This window comes from Paenibacillus sp. BR1-192 (assembly GCF_029542445.1).
GTDB lineage: Bacteria > Bacillota > Bacilli > Paenibacillales > Paenibacillaceae > Paenibacillus_AQ > Paenibacillus_AQ lautus_A.
Map to the genome: position 1 here is coordinate 6,764,212 of NZ_CP120718.1, position 21,539 is coordinate 6,785,750.

General features: G+C 54.7%; 22 protein-coding genes, 1 pseudogene and 1 riboswitch. Of the genes and pseudogenes, 10 read left to right on the plus strand and 13 right to left on the minus strand.

Annotated elements, in window-relative coordinates; all coding sequences use genetic code 11:
* Positions 1-107: 107 nt before the first annotated feature.
* The 6 genes and pseudogenes from ade to P0X86_RS31090 all read right to left on the minus strand — a co-directional run bounded on the left by ade (position 108) and on the right by P0X86_RS31090 (position 7,713).
* A complete protein-coding gene (gene ade, locus P0X86_RS31065) occupies positions 108-1,910 on the minus strand; it encodes an adenine deaminase (protein WP_277747268.1) in 1,803 nt (600 codons plus the stop codon).
* Positions 1,911-2,260: 350 nt separating this feature from the next.
* A riboswitch (purine riboswitch) is annotated at positions 2,261-2,362 on the minus strand.
* A gap of 106 nt (positions 2,363-2,468) precedes the next feature.
* Positions 2,469-3,046: pseudogene (locus P0X86_RS31070) on the minus strand (NAD(P)H-dependent oxidoreductase).
* A 60-nt stretch (positions 3,047-3,106) separates the two neighbouring features.
* A complete protein-coding gene (locus P0X86_RS31075) occupies positions 3,107-3,697 on the minus strand; it encodes a TetR/AcrR family transcriptional regulator (protein WP_277749107.1) in 591 nt (196 codons plus the stop codon).
* A gap of 158 nt (positions 3,698-3,855) precedes the next feature.
* Positions 3,856-5,100, minus strand: a complete 1,245-nt coding sequence (locus tag P0X86_RS31080) for an MFS transporter (RefSeq protein ID WP_277747269.1) — start codon at positions 5,098-5,100, stop codon at positions 3,856-3,858.
* Positions 5,101-5,224: 124 nt separating this feature from the next.
* Positions 5,225-6,997, minus strand: coding sequence for a sensor histidine kinase (locus P0X86_RS31085; RefSeq protein ID WP_096775782.1), 1,773 nt, complete (start codon positions 6,995-6,997; stop codon positions 5,225-5,227).
* Complete coding sequence (locus P0X86_RS31090; RefSeq protein WP_277747270.1) at positions 6,994-7,713, minus strand: response regulator transcription factor; 720 nt, start codon at positions 7,711-7,713, stop codon at positions 6,994-6,996. Before P0X86_RS31090 ends, P0X86_RS31085 begins: the two co-directional genes overlap by 4 nt.
* A gap of 141 nt (positions 7,714-7,854) precedes the next feature.
* On the opposite strand from P0X86_RS31090, the gene P0X86_RS31095 reads away from it, so the two are divergent.
* Positions 7,855-9,084: a DUF418 domain-containing protein gene (locus tag P0X86_RS31095; protein ID WP_192570331.1), complete on the plus strand. Its 1,230-nt coding sequence runs from the start codon at positions 7,855-7,857 to the stop codon at positions 9,082-9,084.
* Positions 9,085-9,231: 147 nt separating this feature from the next.
* The gene (locus P0X86_RS31100) at positions 9,232-9,537 is read left to right on the plus strand and encodes an antibiotic biosynthesis monooxygenase (RefSeq protein ID WP_036659302.1); all 306 of its coding nucleotides are present in this window, start codon (positions 9,232-9,234) and stop codon (positions 9,535-9,537) included.
* Between the two features lie 165 nt (positions 9,538-9,702).
* Here P0X86_RS31100 and P0X86_RS31105 read toward each other — a convergent pair whose 3' ends face one another.
* Positions 9,703-10,161: a hypothetical protein gene (locus tag P0X86_RS31105; RefSeq protein ID WP_015737850.1), complete on the minus strand. Its 459-nt coding sequence runs from the start codon at positions 10,159-10,161 to the stop codon at positions 9,703-9,705.
* 140 nt (positions 10,162-10,301) lie between these two features.
* Between P0X86_RS31105 and P0X86_RS31110 the strand changes: the two genes are divergently transcribed.
* The gene (locus P0X86_RS31110) at positions 10,302-10,433 is read left to right on the plus strand and encodes a DUF4023 domain-containing protein (RefSeq protein WP_009590359.1); all 132 of its coding nucleotides are present in this window, start codon (positions 10,302-10,304) and stop codon (positions 10,431-10,433) included.
* A gap of 97 nt (positions 10,434-10,530) precedes the next feature.
* Here the strand turns inward: P0X86_RS31110 and P0X86_RS31115 are convergent, their stop codons facing one another.
* The 5 genes from P0X86_RS31115 to P0X86_RS31135 all read right to left on the minus strand — a co-directional run bounded on the left by P0X86_RS31115 (position 10,531) and on the right by P0X86_RS31135 (position 13,996).
* Positions 10,531-10,872: a DUF1801 domain-containing protein gene (locus tag P0X86_RS31115; protein ID WP_119850991.1), complete on the minus strand. Its 342-nt coding sequence runs from the start codon at positions 10,870-10,872 to the stop codon at positions 10,531-10,533.
* 87 nt (positions 10,873-10,959) lie between these two features.
* Positions 10,960-11,358, minus strand: a complete 399-nt coding sequence (locus P0X86_RS31120) for a VOC family protein (protein WP_277747271.1) — start codon at positions 11,356-11,358, stop codon at positions 10,960-10,962.
* Positions 11,359-11,482: 124 nt separating this feature from the next.
* A complete protein-coding gene (locus P0X86_RS31125; protein WP_277747272.1) occupies positions 11,483-12,745 on the minus strand; it encodes an RNA polymerase sigma factor in 1,263 nt (420 codons plus the stop codon).
* Entirely contained in the window at positions 12,745-13,176 is a 432-nt protein-coding gene (locus P0X86_RS31130; protein ID WP_145039404.1) for a YciI family protein, read from the minus strand. The genes P0X86_RS31125 and P0X86_RS31130 overlap by 1 nt, the downstream gene beginning before the upstream one ends.
* Before the next feature lie 262 nt (positions 13,177-13,438).
* The gene (locus P0X86_RS31135) at positions 13,439-13,996 is read right to left on the minus strand and encodes a CGNR zinc finger domain-containing protein (RefSeq protein WP_192570330.1); all 558 of its coding nucleotides are present in this window, start codon (positions 13,994-13,996) and stop codon (positions 13,439-13,441) included.
* Between the two features lie 191 nt (positions 13,997-14,187).
* Between P0X86_RS31135 and P0X86_RS31140 the strand changes: the two genes are divergently transcribed.
* Entirely contained in the window at positions 14,188-15,357 is a 1,170-nt protein-coding gene (locus P0X86_RS31140) for an epoxide hydrolase family protein (RefSeq protein WP_277747273.1), read from the plus strand.
* Between the two features lie 83 nt (positions 15,358-15,440).
* Positions 15,441-15,995 carry a P-loop NTPase family protein gene (locus P0X86_RS31145; protein WP_277747274.1) on the plus strand — a complete coding sequence of 185 codons (555 nt, stop codon included), beginning with the start codon at positions 15,441-15,443 and terminating at the stop codon, positions 15,993-15,995.
* Between the two features lie 17 nt (positions 15,996-16,012).
* Here P0X86_RS31145 and cysK read toward each other — a convergent pair whose 3' ends face one another.
* On the minus strand, positions 16,013-16,927 hold the full coding sequence (gene cysK, locus P0X86_RS31150) for a cysteine synthase A (protein ID WP_277747275.1): 915 nt from the start codon (positions 16,925-16,927) through the stop codon (positions 16,013-16,015).
* A 364-nt stretch (positions 16,928-17,291) separates the two neighbouring features.
* On the opposite strand from cysK, the gene P0X86_RS31155 reads away from it, so the two are divergent.
* From P0X86_RS31155 to tatC, 5 genes are all read left to right on the plus strand, one after another.
* A complete protein-coding gene (locus tag P0X86_RS31155; RefSeq protein WP_277747276.1) occupies positions 17,292-18,152 on the plus strand; it encodes a lipoate--protein ligase family protein in 861 nt (286 codons plus the stop codon).
* A gap of 102 nt (positions 18,153-18,254) precedes the next feature.
* Positions 18,255-18,512 carry an HNH endonuclease gene (locus tag P0X86_RS31160; protein WP_277747277.1) on the plus strand — a complete coding sequence of 86 codons (258 nt, stop codon included), beginning with the start codon at positions 18,255-18,257 and terminating at the stop codon, positions 18,510-18,512.
* Between the two features lie 123 nt (positions 18,513-18,635).
* Positions 18,636-20,261 (plus strand): PhoX family protein, encoded by a 1,626-nt coding sequence (locus P0X86_RS31165; protein ID WP_192572732.1) that lies wholly within the window; start codon positions 18,636-18,638, stop codon positions 20,259-20,261.
* 24 nt (positions 20,262-20,285) lie between these two features.
* Entirely contained in the window at positions 20,286-20,507 is a 222-nt protein-coding gene (gene tatA / locus P0X86_RS31170; protein WP_096775768.1) for a twin-arginine translocase TatA/TatE family subunit, read from the plus strand.
* A complete protein-coding gene (gene tatC / locus P0X86_RS31175; RefSeq protein WP_277749108.1) occupies positions 20,464-21,237 on the plus strand; it encodes a twin-arginine translocase subunit TatC in 774 nt (257 codons plus the stop codon). The genes tatA and tatC overlap by 44 nt, the downstream gene beginning before the upstream one ends.
* Positions 21,238-21,539: the final 302 nt, after the last annotated feature.

The window sequence follows — 21,539 nt, forward strand, 5'->3', positions numbered from 1 at the left end:
CATGGGAGCGTGGCTTGCGGCATCCACTCACAGGCTAAGCCCAGTATTTACGCACCAAAAAAGCAGGTTAGCCATGTAGGCCAACCTGCTTTAATGTATGTGCCACCTTATTGTACCGGACCGATCTCCGTCTCGATGAGCTTGAATTCCGTCACGTCCGCAATCCCGCGATTGGTAATGCGGATCTCCGGAATGACCGGAAGCGCAATGAGCGAGAACGTCATGAACGGCGCATGGATGGAGCAGCCGAGCTGTTTCCACGCTTCCTCCAGGGCAGCGACTTCCTCGGCTACGACCTCGACCGGACGGTCCGCCAGCAAGCCCGCAATCGGCATCGCCACCTTCGCCAGCACCTGGCCGTTCTGCACCACGATCATGCCGCCTCCGCACGCTGCCAGCTCGTTCGCCGCAAGCGCCATATCCTCGTCGTTCGTGCCCATCACGAGCAGGTTGTGGCTATCGTGCGCCACCGTGGAAGCAACCGCGCCGGACTGTAGTCCGAAGCCGCTCGCAAAGCCGAGCGAGATCTGCCCGGTTGCGCCGTGGCGCTCGATGCATGCCAGCTGAACCACGTCTTGGCCCAGGTCCGGCTGGATGACGCCCTGCTCCACGGCGAGCACCGCGGTCATTTTGGCGGTACGGGCACTGTTCTCGATGACGCGCACCACGTTCACTTCCGTACGCGCCGCATCGAACTTGCAGCGCAGCAAAAAGTCGGCGGCGGTAAGCGAACGCTGCAGCCGAACCGATTGAAAGGCCTTTTCCGGATACGAATACGCCGGGAACGCCTTCACGAGACGGCCGTTCTCCGCGACCACTTCGCCGTCCGTGATCACCACCGAAGGCACCATGCTCTTCAGATCGTCAATGAGCAAAATATCAGCCGTTTTGCCCGGTGAAATGCTGCCGAGCTCCATATCCATGCCGAAATATCGAGCCACGTTGATCGTGCCCATCTGGATCGCAGTAACCGGGTCCACGCCCTCCTCCATGGCGCGGCGGACCACATGGTTCATATGGCCGAGCCGCAGCAGCGTCTGCGGATACACATCATCCGTGACCAAGGAGATATTGTCGGTACGTACCTTGTCCTCCGTTACCACCTTAATCACTTCCTTCACATCCTGCCAAGCCGAACCTTCGCGGATCATCAGATGCATACCGAGGCGAACCTTTTCCAAAGCCTGCTCTCTCGTTACCGTCTCATGATCGGAGCTGACGCCGGTTGCCAGATAGGCTTGTAGCATCCGGTCGTCCTCGGCCGGAAAATGCCCCGTCACCGTCTTGCCCGCACGCAGCGTGGCTTCGATCTCTCCGCTCATGGTCGGATCGCCGTATACGACGCCCGGGAAGTTCATCACTTCGCCAAGCCCCGCGACGCCGGGCCAGGTCAGCCCTTCCTCGATATCGGCTACGCCCAGCTGCGCCCCGGCATCCTCCAGATCGAACGTCGCCGGTACGCAGGAAGGAATGGTGGTGAACACCTTCATCGGCAGCTGCTGCCCTTCCTCGTGCATCCAGCGCACGCCCTCCATGCCGAACACGTTGGCGATCTCATGGGGATCCATATAAACCCCGGTCGTTCCCGTAACGATGGCCGCTTTGGCAAACTCCGTTACGGTCAGCATCGTGCTCTCCACATGCATATGGCCGTCCAGCAGACCCGGCGAGATGAAGCGCCCATTCGCTTCGATCACCTGCGTCCCCTCTCCGATCGTATGATCGGCGCTGCCGATATAAGCGATGCGCCCGCACGCCATCGCCACGTCTATCCGTTCCTGAAGCTCGCCCGTAAACACATTGACCAGCGTGCCGTTTTTGATGACCAGATCGGCTGGCTCTTGTCCTAAAGCAACCTTCCCCAGCTGCCGGCTGACCTCGTATCGTTTCTGTCTCTGGATTGAACTCATGATGATTGCACGCTCCCCTTTTTTTAGATATCAGAAAGTATAAACTCGGAAGCTTGTGACTTCCTAATCTCGCAATAAATACTTCTTCTTACTGCGGTCGTCGGTAGACGTTTTTCTTATAATGAATCGGTAAAAGCACAAAATCGATCTTGCGTAACACGCCAAACAACCCGGACAGCGTATCTGCCCGGGTTGCCTGCAACTATATCCATTGAGGAAGAGAAGTCCGCGCGGCAGCCATGCATTGCTAATAGTCTGCACATCACCCCATCCGTTAAAACGTGCTTAGATCCCATTTCAGGCGATCTTGCAGCCCGGCTTCGATGTTTATGCAAAGCCGGGCTTGGGGAGCGGATTCTCAACCTTCATGTAGTCAAGTCATTTACGGTAACCTGGTAGAAACGCCTGGGCCCTATTCCCCGGCATATACATCAAGATTTGATTTTGAACCATGACCCATTCAATTCTTTGGTCGTTTCATTTGTTGTATGAATTATAATCCTCCTGCCCGAGAAGTCAAGCCATTGGAAGGAACTGCACATCGCCCCTACTACCCGATCACGCCAATTTCCGTCCCATTCTCTGCACGCGCTCGAGCCATTGTCTTCTTGCCGTCTCGGGCATTTTGCGGAGCTGGGTAATGTTCGTGGCACGGACGGTGCCCACGCCGCAGAACTTCAGAATGGAATGCTTCATCATCTGATGTCCCGGCTGTCCGAGATAGAACCGGTAGTAAACGTACGGCGAATCCATCGTGACGATCAGACGGGCCGTCTTCCCTTTGAGCAGCTGCTCCGGCAAAGGCGAGTTCCGGCGGTACTTAAAGGCGAATCCCGGCAGAAAAACCCTGTCGATGAACCCTTTGAGCAGCGCAGGCATGCCGCCCCACCAATTCGGATACACAAACACCAGATGGTCCGCCCAGGCAATCAGCTCCTGTGCTTCTTGCAGATCGGGTTCGAGCGGTTGCTTGCCCTTATAGCCGCCGGACAGGTTCAGGTCAAACTCCATCTCCGCAAGCACCAGCTTCCGCACCTCCGCTCCGGATTCGCCCGCCCCCTTGCATAGGCCTCCGCCAGGTGACGGCCATAGCTGTTTTCAATGGGATTGCCTTGGATGATTAAAACCTTTTTCATATGCATCCTCCCTCTAATTATTTGGTTAACAATCACTAACCTGATGGCAAAAAGAAAAGGTCACGCCTGACCTTTTCCCAAACCGGTTAATGCCAATAAATGCGCCGTTACTTCAGGTGCCAGCGGAGACAGCGGTTCTTCCAGCTCCCCCTGCATCGTGGATATCGCAAGCTGACTGAATGCACCGATGATCAGAACAGCCGTTAACCGTGTATTCTGCGGCGGAATATCCCGCTGCAGCACCGCTTGCTCGAGCAGCTCCTCCAAAGCATCAAGCGGTTGGCGTCCCCTGCTCTTGACTACCTCGGTAAACAGCTCGTGATGCTGAGACAATAGCAGCAAGCCGTATTTATCCTCGTCATACGATTCCAGTACGCGGGTTACGAGAGCCGATAGCCTCTCATAGAACGGGCCGGGCCGGGTAGCATATTCATCCACCAAGCGCGTATAACTGCCGCAATATTCGTCGAACGCCTCCGCGGCAACGGCATCCTTATTCGTAAAATGCTTATAAATCGCCGCATCCGTCACGCCTGCCGCCGCGCCGATCTCCTTCACCGATACGCCGTCCACGCCCTTCTCGGCAAAGAGCTTCATGGCTGCCTGCAAAATTTCCTTCTTCTTGCTGTCGAAATGAGGTTTCTTTTTCATGCTCATATCATAAGTGAACACTAACCAAATTGCAATAAGAGGCACAAAAAAAGGCCCCCCCCCAAGACTTAGGGCGCCTCTCTTCGTACGTACTCTTTACGTTTCGTATATATCGCTAAAGACGCATGCCAGTCTTGGGCTCGGCCCTCCTGTCCAAGCTAAACCCCCGCTTTGATGGGAGCGGCCTTTACCTTGTTGCTGTACAGCAGCATGAGCGGAATGCTGATGACAAATGCGCCGGCCACAAGCAGGAACGGTATTCTCGGATCGATGCCGTACGCCCAGCCGCCAATGATGCCGGAAGGCGAAATGACGATGAGGATGAGCACCTGGAGCAGCGCGAATATTTTGGCGCGGTTCTCGTCGTCGATGGCATTGGCCACCGCCGTCTCCAGATACGGATACGTCATCATCGTGCCGAATGCGGCAATGACGGTGCTCAGGCTCAGCACCAGCAGATCTCCTTGCGGTGCAAACACCAGCATGACATTGGACAATACCGAGATGACAAAGCCCCATACCATCGTCCGGTGCACGTGCCGCTCCCCGATCCGGGGCATGATCCACCGCATGAATATCAGCATAATGACGGAGGAGAACGCCGGAAAAACGGAGATCAGGCCGCTGCCCAAATGCAAATATTCCACCATGAAGATGGAGACGTAGGTTGTCTTCACCGTCATCTGAAAATTAAACAGGATATAAACGCCGAAGATCATCAGCAGCAGCGGATTTCCCAGCATGCTCTTCATCACTTGGACATAGTCGGACATCCCTTCACGCAGGCCCATCGCCTTCGTTTCCTTCATTTTGCGGTACCCGATCTCCGTCTCCCTCGTCGCATAATGGCGCCCGATGAACTGGATCGTCATCAGGAGGCAGGCAAGGACGAACATGATGCGCACCCCGGGCACAAGCGAGAAATGATACACCAGAAGACCGCCGAGCGGCGCAAACAATCCGCCGACGACGCTAATCAGCTGCAGCAGCGTAAAGACATAGGTACGCTCCTTCGGCGCCGTATCCTCCACCAGCAAACAGTAAAAGGCGGTATGCGGCACCTTCTGAAAGCCGTTGATGACGGCGGCGATCACAAAAAACCAGAAGTTCTGGGAGACTGCCCAGAGCAGCGTGGCCACGCTCCAGCTCAGCACGTCGAAGTAAAGGAGCGCTTTTTTTCGGCCCAAACGGTCCGTTAAATACCCGCTGAGAAACGAGGACAACACCTGCACAAGCAGACCGATCGAGGTAATCCAGCCGATCCCCGTCTCGGTTACCCCCAGTTGGTACATGTAGATGGAGGTGTACGTCGTGAACATGCTGTAAGGGATTAGAAACAGAGGCTCGTAAACGAGACAGCCCCGCGCATTGCCGGTCAATTGCCGAAACGAAGTTGAACCCATAATATCCTCCGGACATGAAATATAATCGTTGCCTAGCCATTATAGCGCACCCGGGGCGGGAGCAGGATAGGAAAGTTGCAGGATTTTTGAAGCGATTCCGAATATGCGGATCCAAGCAGCAGGGCTACTCCTTCCCGCGCGTACTTGCCCCCTCGCCTTCTTGTGCGGTGGCCTCAGGCAAAAATACGGTAATGGTGGTTCCCCTGCCCAATTCCGACCAGACGCTTACCCGCCCCCTATGCGCTTCGACGATCGCCTTCGCGATGCTCATCCCGAGTCCCGAGCCGTCCATGCTCTCTTCGGTATTCGTTCCCCGGTAGTAACGCTCGAACAGGTTGCAACGGGTTTCTTCGTCCATCCCCACGCCTTGATCCGCAACCACGATCGCCGCGCCGCCGGGACGACTCTCCACCCGGACCTCGACGTTAACCCCATCCGGATTATGCTTCACGGCATTCGTGATCAGGTTATCCATCAACCGCTGCAGCCACTTGGCATTGCCGTCGACGGGCAGCGCCTCTTCGCCGCCGATATAGTTGAAATTCGCATCCAGCGTGGCATCATTGACGTATTTCAGCACGCAGCGGCGCACCAGCTCATTCAGGTCAAGCCGGGTCCGCTCCTGAGGGCGGATTTCGCTTCTCAGACGGAAGACGAGCGAGAAATCGTTGATCAGCTCCAGCATGTAGTCGCCTTTTTCCCGAATTACGGTTCCCATCTCCCGCAATTCCTCCTGGCTCCAATCCTGCGGTGCATTCTCAAGCATATAGCCGTACCCTTGAATGGAAGACAAAGGTGTACGCAAATCATGCGATATCCCGGACATCCATTCTTCCCGATTTCGATCCAGCCGCTCCCGTTCCCGTTCGGTTTCGGCCAGCTGCTCCGCCATCCTATAAAAGGAATGGATCACTTCCTTGTACAGCCTGTAACGCGTGCGGAGCTTCCCGTTCTTGCGGAAGACCCGCTTCCGGTCCTTCGGCGTCAGCACTTCCTCGTACGCTCCCCTGCCCATCCGCTCGAACCATCCGGTAAACAGCAGCAGCGGACGGCTGTACCGGTATCCATGCCATATCGCCACCCCAAGCGACAGCACAAGCACGCAGATCATCGTCCACAGCGCCACGCGGATCAGCTCGTTCATCATTGGCCGCTTCTGCTGCGACCCGTCCTGAGGCGTGTGATATACCCAGGTGTTGCCGCTGTCCGCATCGCGGTAAACTGCGATATGCGTGGAATACGTGCCCGGCTGCTCCTGCATGGTGATGATCTCTAGCGGGTGGTAGCTCGCCTTATTATCGGAACCCGTCCCAATCGCTTGGACAACGCGCCCGTCCCGATCAATCACATGCAAATAACCGCCTAGATCGGCCAATTCGCGTCCCAGCTCGGCTTCATCCTCCGGTCTCACCTTCCCGCCGTCCTGAAAACGGGCAACCCATTCCCGAAGATGGTCCGAGCTCTTATCGATGCGTCCGATCAGATACAGCAGCGGCTCTTCATAAGTCAGATCCATCTGCCAATCCATGGTGTACTCGCCAAAGCGCCGCTCTTCTTTGATCTGAAGCAAGGTGCTTACCGAGTACGCTGACGGAACATCCGAATCCGTGTTAGTGGAGTATATCGCATTGCCCGCCATATCCACTACCTGCAGCCACATGCCCTCCTCCTGAAGCAAGAGCTCCCAATGATCGGCCAGCAGAACCTCCCCATTCTCCGTCACCGTCTCCGTCACGATGCCTTCCAGCACGCCTGCAGGAAAGTTGCGTTTGATCTCTTCGTCACCGATATGTTTGATCAGGAAGAATAAGAGCACGATCAGAAAGCAAAACATAAACGCCGAGAATGCAATTAATTGGTATGTAAAATGGAAGGCAAGCCTTCTGCGCAGCCTCATCGCGCTTTCTCCTTGATCAGCTTGTAGCCAAGCCCCCGGACCGTCAGCAGATACTGCGGGTTGCTCGGATCCTCCTCGATGCGCTCGCGGATGCGGCGGATATGCACCATGACGGTGTTGTCCTCGCCCATGCCGTCGATGCCCCACACCGCTTCGTACAGCTGCGACTTGGAGAATACGACCCCGGGATGCTTGCAAAAATACAGCAGCAGCTGAAAGACCTGCGCCGGACAAGGCACCGGCTCTCCCAGCACCGTCAGTTCGCCTGCGGCTTCGTCGACCTTGAACCGGCCGAAATCCCATGCGCGCTGAATCGCCTGCTGCTCTGCCGCAGCCGCCGGTCCAAAGCCGCCCCGGCGCAGACGCGCCTTGATCCTTGCAGCGATCTCCAGCGGATTAAAGGGCTTGGTGACATAATCGTCCCCGCCCATCGCAAAACCGGTCAGCACATCCAGATCCGACGCCTTGGCCGTCAGGAACAGGATGTGCGGACTGCCATAGGAACGGATCTGCGGACAGAGGTCAAATCCCGTGCCGTCCGGCAGCATGACATCCAGCAGCACGATATCCGCTCCGTGCGCAGCGATTTCGCTGAGCGCTTCCTTGCAGCTGGAAGCCGTGTATATTCGGTTAAAGCCTTCCTTGCGCAGCACCATCTGCAGCATTTTCACAATGGAAGGTTCGTCGTCTACGATTAGAATTCGCGTTTGATCCATTTTATCCTCACCCGACATTTATGCTAGCACAGCAACCTTAACAGGAGTTAAACAAATGCTGGAAGTGTTAAGAAAAAGTTAGGATGCCGTTTCCGAGTTATTTCGTTTGGAGCTTTATACTGGGTGTCAGAGGTGATTGACATGAATTCAAATAAACGTTCGACCGCCGTGGATGCGATTCGCGGCTTGAGCTTGCTCGGCATCCTGATGGCCAATATGCTTATTTTCCAGTACGGCATGTTCGGTAAAGACGAGCTGCATTTCTTCCAGCCTTCCACGCTGGACCTGATCAGCCATGACATGCTCAAGGTGTTCGTAGAGGGCAGCTTCATGCCTATCTTTACGTTCCTGTTCGGCTACAGCATGATCAAGATGCGGGAAAGCCTGATCGGCAAGGGGTTTAAATACGGACGCAGCTTCTTCCGCAGGTCGGTTCTTCTGATCGTACTCGGCCTGCTGCATTCCATATTCATCTGGGAAGGCGATATTCTGCTGTTCTATGGGGGGATCGGCCTCTTCCTGGTGCTGTTCGTGAAACGGAAGGCCAAAACGATTTTGATCTGGGGCATTCTCTTGCTCGCGCTGATGGCCGTCTTGGGGTACGGCTCCATGGAGCCTGCGGCAGGCGAAGCGGAGCGCATGGAGAACTATGTGAAGCAGTCCATCGAAGTCTACGGCAGCGGCACGTATAGCGAGATCCTAAACTTCCGGTCAACCGAGGAAATGCCCATCGACCTCCCGGACTGGCTGATGCTGCTGGTGATCCTGATTGCCCCTCTCATGAGCGCGCCGATGTTCCTGTTTGGCATGGTCGCCGCGAAACGCGGGCGCTTCCTCCATCCGTCCATGGAGATCAAGCTGTATTTAAGGTGGTCGCTGCTCATTCCGGTCGGGCTTGGACTGAAAACCGCAGGCGTTATGCTCGAATCCACGAACAACTGGAGCGGCGTCCTGATGATGCTCGGCGGCCCCCTGCTCGCGCTGGGGTATCTCCACCTGTTCGCGTCCTTATACGCCTTCTCGTCCAAACAATCGGTGGTGATCCGGGCGTTCGAAGCGGTGGGGCGAATGTCGTTAACGAACTATCTGACGCAAAGCGTTGTATGCGTATTGATATTTTACGGTTTCGGATTGGGCATGTTCGGCAAACTCGGCGTGCTGCAAGGAGCGCTGCTGGCGATCCTCATCTATGCCGTACTGGCAACGGCCAGCCTGCTCTGGTTGAAACGGTTCCGCAGCGGACCGGTTGAACGGCTGCTCCGTATAGGCACCTACTGGTCGTGGAGCGGAAGGGCAAAACCTAAAGCGGCAGCCCCGGCTTCCGCCGTACCTGCGGCAAAGCTCCCGGCTGAAGGTCCCCCCGCGACCTGAGTTTTCCTTCTCTTCGGGCATGAAGCCAGGGTTATCCCGGTCCCCTAAGATGAAATCGGTTCTTTCGTTCATGTATAATGGACGTACAAGAAAGAACAAGACATGTCGGGAATTATTCCGCTCATAAACCAAAGGAGGATCACGTATATGCTGGTTGTTACAAACTCGATCAAGGTCAAACCGGGCTTCGGACAAGAAATCGCGCAGCGGTTCGCTGAAGCGAAGGGCGTTCAGGAGATTGAAGGATTCGTGCGGATGGAAGTATGGCATGAAGCCAAGGAAGGCGCAGAGGCCGAGGAACTGAAGATCTCTACGGTATGGGAAGACGAGGAGGCGTTCAAGCGCTGGACTTCCAGCGAATCGTTCCGGCAATCCCACGGTCAGGGCCGCAACGAGAATATTTTGGGTGCATCCTTGAACAAATACGAGCTGCTGATCAGTCACAAGAAGTAAGCGAGACGTTGGATCCGGCAGCCGGATTCAGGCTGTCTTTAGACCCCTGCGAACAAGATGCAGCCCGGGCATTGGCCCGGCTGGATCTTTTTTTTGCGTATAATTGACCGTTTGGCATCCATTCCGCAAGCCGACGGATTCGCGGCAAAGCTCCCCACGGGGAAGTTATTCGTTAAACGTTAATCCCGGCAGCAATTCGGGGTTATGGGAGCGTCCCAGCTCCACCATGTACGCGTTCAGTTCGGGCAGCTCCGGGCCTGCCAATATATACGACTCCCCATCCACCTCAAACTCGCTCGCCACGCGAATCTGCTGCTCGCCCTGCACGACATCCATAAAGAACAGAAATCCCGGTTCCTCGTTACCCGCCATCCGTTTGGCTTGAAGGGTATCCACCCGCTTCATGATCGGCTCAATGTCCTGTTCCTGGTCGAGCACCATCCGCGTGCCATCCCCATACACGACTTGAATGGCTTTTACCTTCGCTGCGTCCAGCTTCATCAGTTTCTTGACCGAATACAGCCGTTGGTCCGCTGATCCGGTATCCTCGTTAATTCCGCTGCAGCCGGCGATACCCAGAACAACGAGCATTCCCACCATGATCAACACGAGTTTACTGGACATCCTTCATCCCCCCAATACGAAAATCTCACAATCCCTACCCGTTCCAGAGTCTTCAAATTCTTCAAATAGGATCACAACGAAATGGTTATATTAAGCACGATCAGGCAAGCAACATTCTATATGAAAGGAGTCTATATCCTATGGAAAGCACGCATGATTTTGTGGAAAAAATGAACGAGAACGCGGAGAAGGCCCGTCGCAACAAAGAGAATCACGGCAAAGGAACGCCAAGCGACAAGCTGCCAACCAAACAGCACGGCACCAAGAAATAGAATGACGTTTACCGCGATCCTCCTAGGATCGCGGCTTTAGATGCCGAGGCGCTCCCGCGGTATTGTTACCCGTGTCGCACCTCTTGCTACATATGGATTACAGACCTTCGGATGCCTGCTTCAGCAAGGAAGCCAGCGCTGCGTAGTCGACCTGCTGCCCGGCCGATATTTTGATGGTCTTCCGCTCTGGCGGCCCCTCGAACAGCGTCTCGGGCCATTCCAGCCCTTCCGCATTGAAAATCGTAAAGCTCACGGCGCTCTTCGCGACGCTGATTACCGCCGCGTATTTTCCGTTTTTCAGAAAATGCGGCTTTTTATATTGAAGCCGTTCCGCGACGTCCGGGATCGTATTGTGCACGAGCTCCCGAAGCCTCTCGCTGACTTCGACCTTCCAGGTATCGCTGATGGCTGCCATGTAATCCGTTACCTCTTGATTCATCTTATTGGCTCCTTCTGTATCGTAGTATGGTATTTTTCAAATGTGTATGGATTCAATTTCGGATTGATGCTTCCGGCAGCTCTAGGCTCAGGCCTGATGAACCATCTGCCAAGTCATGCCGTACCGGTCCACCACTTCGCCGTAATAGGCTCCCCAAGGCTGCAGGGCAAAAGGATACTTCTCGGTCCCCCCGTCGCTGAGATGGCGATAAGCAGCGCGGGCGTCTTCCTCGTGATCGAACGTGATGGCCAGTCCCATGCTCGTGCTCTTGCCGGTTTCTTGAAAAGCGTCGGAGAGAATCAGCTGATTGCCGCCGGCCAGCGTTAACGACATATGCATGACTTTTTCCTGATGGGCTTCGGGTATTCCCGGCATGTCTTTGAATGTAGTCAATAAACCGATCTCTCCGCCTATCGCCTGCATATAGAATTCGGCCTGGCCTCTTGCATCCTCGGAAATAATAAAAGGTACCATTTGTGCTTGCATGTTCATCTTCCTCTCGGTTCGATTTTTTTTGTTTTATATCTTAATGACGAACGGGATTTGACGTAATCGACACGACTTTCACATTTTTTTCGGATTTTTTTATATAATGCTGCCAAAGCGTATCTCAAGGGGCCGCTCGCAGGCATTCTGCCGCACGATCAAGGAGCAGCGCCCGCTCCCTCTGATTATCCGTCAGCGATGCGGCCAGCTTGAACTCCGCGCCGGCCTCGTCCAGGCGACCCAGCTTAAAGAGCAAGTCACCCCTCACGCTCGGTAGAAGGTGATATCCTTTCAAGGCCGGCTCGCTTCGCAAAACGTCCACGATCTCAAGCCCGATCTCCGGACCGAAAGCCATGGAGAGGGCCACGGCCCGGTTCAATTCCACGATCGGCGAGGGAGACACCTGCGCCAATGCCTCATACAGCGCGGAGATCCGAATCCAATCGGTCTCTGCGGCACTGGGCGCTCCGGCATGACATGCCGAGATGGCTGCCTGAATAGCGTAAGGCCCGGTCATTCCCCCCAACCGTTCGATTCGCTCAAGAGCGGCAAAACCGCGCCGGATCAATAAATAATCCCATAATGCCCGATTCTGGTCCATGAGTAGCACAGGCTCGCCCTGCGCATTGACCCGTGACTTGAACCGGGAGGACTGAAATTCCATCAACGCGACCAATCCGTGCACCTCGGCCTCGGTCGGCGCAATCTCCGCCAGCACCCGTCCGATACGAAGCGCTTCCTGGCACAGCAGCGGACGAATCCACTGGCTGCCCGATGAGGCGGCGTATCCCTCATTAAACATGAGGTAGATGACCTCGAGGACTGATGCTAATCGCGGCTTCAGTTCGGTTCCTTGGGGAATCTCGAATGCAACCCGGGTCGCGGACAGCGTCCGTTTGGCACGAACGATTCGCTGCGCGATCGTCGGTTCCGGCACAAGATAAGCGCGGGCGATCTCCGCAGTCGTCAACCCGCCGAGCAGACGCAGCGTCAGGGCTACGCGGGCCTCGGGGGACAGAACCGGATGGCAGGTCATAAAGATCAGCCGCAGAAGATCGTCGTTCACTTCTCCCGCCTCCGGCACCTCCATTTCCGAATCCATCCGGGAATCCATTTCGCGTCCCAACAGCTCATACTTCCGATCGCGCACCTTATTCCGGCGCAGCAGGTCCAGCGCTTTGCGCTTTGCCGCGGTCATAAGCCATCCGCCGGGGTTATCCGGTATTCCGTCATTCGGCCACCGTTCCAGCGCTGCAATGAGCGCATCCTGAGCCAGATCCTCGGCGAGGCCGATATCACGGACCATCCGGGTCAGATAGGCAATGATTTTGGAAGATTCGATTCTCCAGATGGCCTCGATCGTACGATGGGTATCGGCCGCCGACATTACGGATTCTGCCTTTGGATGTGTTCGCGCATTTCAAATTGTTTGGCCTGCGCTTCCGGGTCCTGCGTCAGCTCTGTCGGTTCGAATACCTGACGGAGCTCGATCTGCCCCGCGCCGAAGCCGTGAGGATCGGGCATGCGTTTGGCCCACTCGATCGCCTCTTCTCTCGTTTTCACTTCGATCAAGGTGTACCCCGCGATCAGTTCCTTCGCTTCCGTAAAGGGACCATCGGTGATTTTCGGCTTGCCTCCCGGCTCCGGATAAGAAATCCGGATGGCGCCCGAGCTTGGATGGAGCCCATCCGCAGCAAGCAGCACGCCCGCCCTCGCCAGCTCCATGTTGTACCTCATCATGGCATCCAATTGCTCTGCGCTTGGCAGCACGCCTGCCTCGGAATCCTCGGTTGCTTTCACGATCATCATAAATCTCATGTTTCTTCCCCTCCTGGTTATCGTTGCTTTCGCTTACATTTTTCGTCCTATGTTTAACCAACGAATAGAGTTTCCCCTAATCGACAAACGCTTCACATTTTTCAATAAAAAAAATAATAAGTAACAACCATTTCGTTATAGGACCGTGTATTCCTGTTGAAAACGTTCGGCTCCACGAAAAAAAGACCGATCAAGACAAACGCTTGATTGGTCGATGGAGTGGCGATGATCCTTATCCAAGCCCGTTCCTATGGCAGGCAGTTCATCCCATGGACTTCGCCCGCTCCCGATACGTCTTATTTTTTGCCCGATTGCCGCAGGCCTTCATTGAGCACCACTTGCCCGTTCCCGGCCTGGAGCGGTCAACGAATACCCACTGGCAATCCGCGGCTGTGCACACTCTCAATCTGTTCCACACGTTGTTCTCACGAAGCCTGAATACCAGAATCAGCAGCCGGGCCAAGCCCCCTCTTCCTTGTGCATCCACTGGCTCAATGGCGTCAGAGGCTTCACTGAAGCTATAGGCGAACCGGAATCGGCCGGCTGCACGGTTTAACGCTTGGAAGCCCGCTTCCTTGTGGTCATGTATATTATTCGGAATGGCTGCCCTTAAGCCGCCCCGCAGATCGCGGGCCAAAGCCAGATCCTCTTCGGATACGGTGTCCTGTTTCAGAATAAAACCGTTTTTTAACAGCCATGTACGCAGATCGTCCGCGGTAGAAAGCAGCTCCAAACCCGGGTCCCCCTCATACCGCATCCGTTTATCATGGGTGTTGATAAAATCGGCGATGATTTCGAGCTGCTCAAATTCATTTCCCACAACAAACAAACCTCCTATTGATATCCCTATAACAAACCAGTAAAGTGTATTTATCGGTTAGCTAACCATTTATAATATTTTAATGGTCATCACATTAAAAGAAAGCACCCCTGCTCCATTTTTATCTATTCTGCTGCAAGTCTGCTGGTATCAGTATACCAGACTCCCATTTTTCCTAAGAGGTGAAGCGAATGAATATCCAACCGTTTTCTTTTCAAATCGAGTCCGTTGCCATCGACGATTTATATCGGCGCCTGGACATGACCCGGTGGCCTGACGAAATCCCCGGCGGAAATTGGAATTATGGCATCCCCCTTGATTTCATGAAGGACATGGTCGCCTACTGGAGGCATGAATTCGATTGGGGAGCCTTCCGGCGCTCCATTCAGACTTATCCGAATTATATCGCCCAAATCGATGGAATCGATATTCACTTTATACATATCAAGGGCAGCGGCGAACACTCCGTACCGCTCCTCATTGCTCATGGTTGGCCGAGCTCCTTCTATGAAATGCTGGAACTTATCCCATATCTTATGAATCCTGGGCAATTCGGCGGTCATGCGGAAATTTCCTTTGACGTTGTCATACCGTCTATCCCGGGCCATGGGTTCTCCGGCATTCCTCTACGTCCGGGCTTTGAGGACCGTCAGGCCGGGGAACTGCTCATGAAACTAATGACAGGGCTTGGTTATGAACGATTCGGCGCACATGGCTACGATATCGGTGCCAGCATCCTCGGACTAATGTGTCTTGACCATCCCGACCGGTTCATCGGCTATCATACCACCTCGCCTGGGAACCCAAGTCCCTATGCGGATTCGTCTTCCACGCTGTCCGACGAGGAGACCGCTTTCCTCGAATATCAGAAGCAATGGGAACGCAAGGAGGGCGCTTACGCCCATATCCTGGGCACACGTCCGCAGACCGCGGCCTATGGTTTGCATGATTCGCCCGTAGCGCTGGCCGCGTTCATTCTGGAAAAATGGCACTACTGGACCTCTCCCGAGGATGATAACGTCTTGCAGCATTTCAGCAAGGAGCAGCTCATGGCCAACGTCTCCATTTACTGGCTGACCCAGAGCATCAATGCCTCGAACCGTTATTATTATGAAGGCAAGCATACGAGGTGGCCGGGGCCCGAAGAGTTTTCGCCTGTACCGCACGGAGTCACCTTAACCGCTCAGCGGAATGAGCGTCCGCCCCGGACATTCGTGGAGCGGATATTTCCGAATGTGATCCACTGGAAGGACCTGAATGCGGGCGGGCATTTCATTGCCGCGGAACAACCCTCCTGGATTGCCGAGCAAATCACGGCCTTCTTCAAGCAGATTTGCGATTCGCCGCAGGAGGCACTATAATTTTACGACTAACGAAACAAGGACATCCCCGCTCCGGTACCGAAATGATTAACTACCATTTCTCATGAATGCGGTGATCTCTTATGGACACTAAGATCCCGAACCGGATCCATATTATCGGCTCCGTCGGCAGCGGCAAGACAACGCTTGCCCGGAAGCTGTCCGCCCAGTTTAATCTCCCTTATTACGAGCTCGACAATGTCGTATGGGAGCGGGCCCAGCCGGACGATATCAGGAGGAGTGAGGCGGATCGGGACGCGCTATTGCTAAGCATCGTGAACACGAATGGCTGGATCATCGAGGGCGCTCATCTGAAATGGGTCAGCCCCAGCTTCCGCCATGCGGATCTCATCGTTTTTCTGAACCCGTCCTACTCCACAATAACCTACCGGATCACCACAAGGTTCATCAAGCAACGACTGCGACTTGAACAAGCGCACTATACCCCTACTTGGGACATGCTCAAAAAAATGTTCGATTGGAGCGCCTCCTATCAGCGGGAGGGCCGATATCGGATCCAGGACACGCTTGCGGATTATCCCGGCAAAGTGGTCGTCGTGAGGAGCCATGAACAACTCATGCAGGAGCTTAAGCAGCGGATGCCCTCCATAGAACACCAAGAAAGGACCTCCGGTTAACCGGAGGTCCTTCCCGCTTAGAAAATATCCATGCTGAGATACCGCTCTCCCGTATCCGGGGCAATGCAGACAACCCGCTTCCCTTCCCCCAGCTGCTTCGCTACGCGAAGGGCCGCGAATACCGATGCGCCGGAGGATGGGCCTACCAGTATTCCTTCCTTGCGGGCCAAATTCCGAGCGGTCTGCAATGCATCCTCGTCGGCGATCTGGATAATCTCGTCATATACGCTTGTATTCAGGATCTTTGGTACGAAGCCCGGGCTTGTGCCCACGAGCTTGTGCGGTCCCGGCTGTCCGCCGGAGAGCACGGGCGAGCCCTGCGGCTCGACCACCGCGATATGGAGGTTCGGCAAAGACTTCCTCAGCTCTTCCCCGGTTCCGGTTACGGTGCCGCCCGTTCCCGCCGTCGCCACGAAGGCGTCCAGCCGCCCTTCCATCTGTTCCATTATTTCCGGTGCTGTCGTCACCCTGTGAATGTCCGGGTTGGCCGCATTCTCGAACTGCTGCGGAATGAAGCTATTCGGAATCTGCTCCCTAAGCTCGAGCGCCTTGGCAATCGAGCCCGGCATGCGTTCGCTGCTCGGTGTCAGCACGACCTCCGCACCGTAGGCCTTCAAGATATTAATCCGTTCCTTGGACATGTTGTCCGGCATAATCAAGATGGCCCGATAGCCCTTGGCGGCTGCAATCATCGCCAAGCCGATGCCGGTATTCCCGCTCGTCGGCTCGATAATGGTGCCGCCCGGTTGGAGCAGGCCCTGCTCCTCCGCGGTATGAATCAGATTGTAGGCCGCGCGGTCCTTCACGCTGCCGGAAGGATTGAATCTCTCAAGCTTTACATAGACGTCGGCCGATCCTTCCGGCACTAGCCGCCGAAGTTTCACCATTGGCGTCTGGCCGATCATATCAACCACACTATTATAGATCTCCATGATGTTGATCTTCTCCTTTTATATATGAAGTGAAGTCATTCTCCAATCAAACCATATGACTCACAAAGACAATAAGCTTACTCGGATTATAACAAAAACGTTGATCGACGTACATTCACAGATGACAGACCGCGGTTAGATGAAGTTTTTCTTGCGATATCAGGAAGATCATGCTTCGAAGTTTATACTCTCTGATATCTAAACAAAAACGTTGATCGACGTACATTCGCAGAGGACAGACCGCGGTTAGATGAAGTTTTTCTTGCGATATCAGGAAGATCATGAATTTATGGTATGCTGTTCATGGAACAAGATTCGATCGGGCTTTACTTTACCCTATCCCTATTAAGGAGGCGCAACAAGCGTGAACATTCCGCCGCTGATACTACCAGAAGATCAACCCGCCCTGCTGCTTGACCGGACCGATAATTTAGCGCATCAGGACGTGCTGTATCATTTTGCGCTGGACGAGCTTTTATGCAGGCTGACCGGAGAGGGCGGGCCTGCCATCTGCCATCTGTGGCGGCATCCGCGAGCCTTTGTCATGGGCGTGCGCGACAGCCGCCTGCCCGAGGCGCTGCAAGGGGAGGCCCACCTTCGTTACCTCGGCTATGACACCGCCGTCCGCCATTCGGGCGGTGCCGCGGTACCCTTGGACGCGGGCGTGGTGAACCTCTCCCTCATCCTTCCGTTTTCCTCCGCCGGACCGGCGCCTGATTTCCATCAGGACTTTGAAATTATGGTGGAGCTGATCCGGGAAGCCCTCCGCGGCACGGGCCGAAACGTCGATACCGGCGAAATCGCCGGCGCCTTCTGCCCCGGTACGTTTGATCTCAGCATCGGCGGCCTCAAATTTTGCGGCATTGCCCAGCGGCGGCAGCGGAAAGCCTTCATTATCCAGGCTTTTATCATTGCCGAAGGTTCGGGCAGCGAACGCGCCCGGCTGGTTCGTTCCTTCTATGATATCGCAGCTGAGGGAGCCGATCCCAAGCATTATCCTCTAGTAGAAGCTGACAGCACCGCGAGCCTCGAGGAACTGACCAACATCGGCATCGGCTTCGACGCGGTGCGTCAATTCACCGCAGCCGTTAAAGGGGTCATTCGAGGATGGCAGGCAGGCAAGGATTTGGCCGAAGCGGCTTCCAGGTTTACGATGCCTGGGGCCGAGGATATCCGCATTATGGCTGATCAGATGCGTCAGCGGTATAAACGTACCTCCATTTGAGGCAAACCAATAAAGCGGATTTAGCTTCGATCCCGCAACCATGAAGGAGGTGCTCCTCTGGACGATACAGAGAATCGGTGCGCTTGCTGCGGCAGGACCGGAGTGGAAACCACCGTTCACCATCTGACTCCCCGGGAGTATGGCGGCGCTCGCCTTCCCACCGCCCTGTTGTGCATTCCATGCCACAAGCAAATCCATCATCTCTATACCAATAAACAGCTCGTCGATCAAGGCTTAACGACCTTGGCGGCACTGCAACAGGATCCGGCCATGCAATCCTTCATCCGCTGGATCCGCAAGACTCCTCCCGGCACCATCCCCAAATCCCGCAAGTCCAAAAATGTTCGGGGGCGGCGATAGCCCCCTAGATTACTTTATTTTTACATTTCCACCATTCACCGATGATATTCCCATAACATTTCCCCTATAAACTTGTCCTGATGGCAATTTATACATTAGGGGTGGATAAGCTTGAATAAAACGATGGACCGCAAAACGTTTCTGTCTTATCTGGGTACGGGCGCAACCGCATTGGCAGCCGCTTCCGCAGGCTTAGGCGTATTGGAAGGAAAGGCCTCCGCCATGTCCGGAACCGCAAATCATCTGTTCGGATTCAAAACGAATCGGGTCAGCGGCTACTTCGAGCCAATCGAACCAACCAAAGCAGACCAGCTCGTCCTGCCTAAAAATTTTAAATATGATGTCATTGCGGCATTCGACGACGTAATCAATCCGGCTGGCGAAAAATTCGGCTCCGGCTGCGATTACAACGCATTTTTCCCGCTCAAGGGCTCCAATGTCCGCGGCCTCCTGGTCAACAATCATGAGTATTCCACCATCTTCTCGATCGGACCTGTGAAGGACGGGAAAATGACGGCGGATCAAATCCATAAAAACCTGTATTACCAAGGCATGTCGGTCATTGAGGTATACCGCGACGAGAAGGGCGTATGGAAAATGGACACCACCTCCACCCATGCCCGCCGCATCAACGGCTTCAGCAAATTCGACATCACCGGCCCGGCCAAGGGGATCCCTGCCCTGAAGGGCGCCACGACGGCGACCGGCACGTTTGCCAACTGCTCCGGCGGCGTAACGCTGTGGAACACGGTTTTGTCCTGCGAAGAGAATTTCGAAGACACGGCGGCAGTCTCGAACCTGCCGGATACGCACTACGGCTGGGTCGTCGAGGTGGACCCGTTCGATAAATCCTTCTTGAAAAAGCATACCGCCCTCGGCAGATTCAATCATGAAAACACCGCCATGGGCCTTGCCGCAGACGGCCGGGTCGTTGTCTATATGGGCGACGACAAAAAGGATGCCTGCGTCTATAAATTCATCAGCAAGCACAAATACGATAAGAGCAAAGGGCGCGCCAACTCTGCGCTTCTTGAAGACGGAACCCTGTACGTTGCCAACCTCAAATCGGGTAAGTGGCAGCCGGTCACCCTTGAAGCCGTAGCCAAGGCCACTGCAGAAGATAAAGAGCTCCAGGCCAAATTCAAGTCCCAAGGGGACGTTGTGACTTACTGCCAGGAAGCTGCGCGTCTTGTCGGCGGAACGCCGACGGACCGTCCGGAAGACATCGAAATCTCGCCGTTCGATAACACCGTGTTTGTCTGCCATACGAACAACGACAATCACGGCAACATCCATGGTCATATCACGCGTATCTTTGAAGCAGGCAACGATCTGGCCGCCATGGAGTTCGACTTTGAGATCTTTGCTGCCGGCGGACGCCAATCCGGATTCAGCTCGCCGGACAACCTAGCGTTCGACTCGAACGGCGACCTGTGGGTCGTGACGGACATCTCCAGCAGCAGCCAGAACAAAGGCGTTCATAAATCCTTTATGAACAACGGACTGTTCGTGATCCCAACAAGCGGGCCGGAACAAGGAGTAGCGCTGCAATTCGCTTCCGGGCCGGTAGAGTCCGAGCTGACAGGCCCTTTCTTCACTCCTGACGAGCAGACGCTCTTCCTGTCCGTTCAACACCCGGGCGAAAATACGGAAGACCTCAGCAACCCAACCAGTACATGGCCTCACCGCTCCGGCGAAAAGATGGCGCGCTGCGCGGTCGTGGCGATTAGCGGCTTCAAACTGGAATAATACCAATCGAAAGGAGCGAGGATCATGCCGTTTGGCAACATTGGAATCGGTGGTTTAATTCTTATTTTGATTATCGCACTCATCATATTCGGTCCCTCCAAGCTTCCCGAGCTCGGTCGCGCTTTCGGGCGAACCTTAAGCGAATTTAAGGGCGCAACCCGCGGCTTGATGAACGGAGACGACGAGAATGGGAAAAAAGACGATGCTCCGCAGACTGCTGCAGCGGTCAATAAGCAGCACAGCTAATCCGAACGACCAAAGCGCGATCGAGCACCTGGAGGAAATGCGGAAGCGCCTGATCCGCACGCTGATTGCGTTTCTGGTCTCGATGGTGGCCGCCTTCATCTACGTCGAGAAGATCTATCACTGGCTGGTACGCGGGATGGACGAGCAGCTCGTTCTGCTCGGTCCCTCCGAAGTGATGTGGGTGTATATGATCATTGCGGGCGTGGTGGCCGTCACCGTCACGCTTCCCATTGCCGCTTACCAAATATGGCGGTTCGTGCAGCCGGCGCTGCCGGACGGAACCCACCGCTCCGCCATGCTGCTCATTCCCGTCATCAGCGTGTTATTCATTACCGGCATCTGCTTCGGATACTTCGTGCTGTTCCCGATGGTGCTGCAGTTCATGCAGCGCATGGCCGAAGGGGCCTTCCAAACGATGTATACCGCGCAAAAATACTTTACGTTCATGATTCATATGACCGTACCGTTCGGATTTCTGTTCGAAATGCCCGCCATCGTCGTTTTTCTGACGAAGCTCGGCATCGTGAATCCGCACCGGCTGGCTAAGATGCGCAAATCAGCCTACTTCCTGCTCTGCATCGTGGCCGTGACCATTACGCCGCCGGATATCATGTCCGATCTGATCGTGATCGTCCCGCTGTTCCTGCTGTACGAAATCAGCGTTTCGATCTCCAGATTCATCTATCGCAAGCAGCTGCAGCTCGCTCAAGCGGAGGGCAGCGCAACCTAATTCCACGTCCGTTTCCCCCGAAGTTGGACGGAACCTTCAAGAACCCGTGACCAGACAGCCTAAGCAAGCAGGTTGTCGTGAACACGGGTTCTATTTTGTGTAAGATTATCTTACATTATTTTTTATCTAAATCTCATAAAATGATTGACACTTTCAAAAAAAACCATTAACTTTACTAATTAACAAAGAATCCAACACCAATTTGTCATTAAAATGTTATGAATCAGGAGGTGAAATGTTCTAAATCACTTAGGAATTGTCATATTTATGTTATTAATACTTACATTATTGCAGTTCAGTTC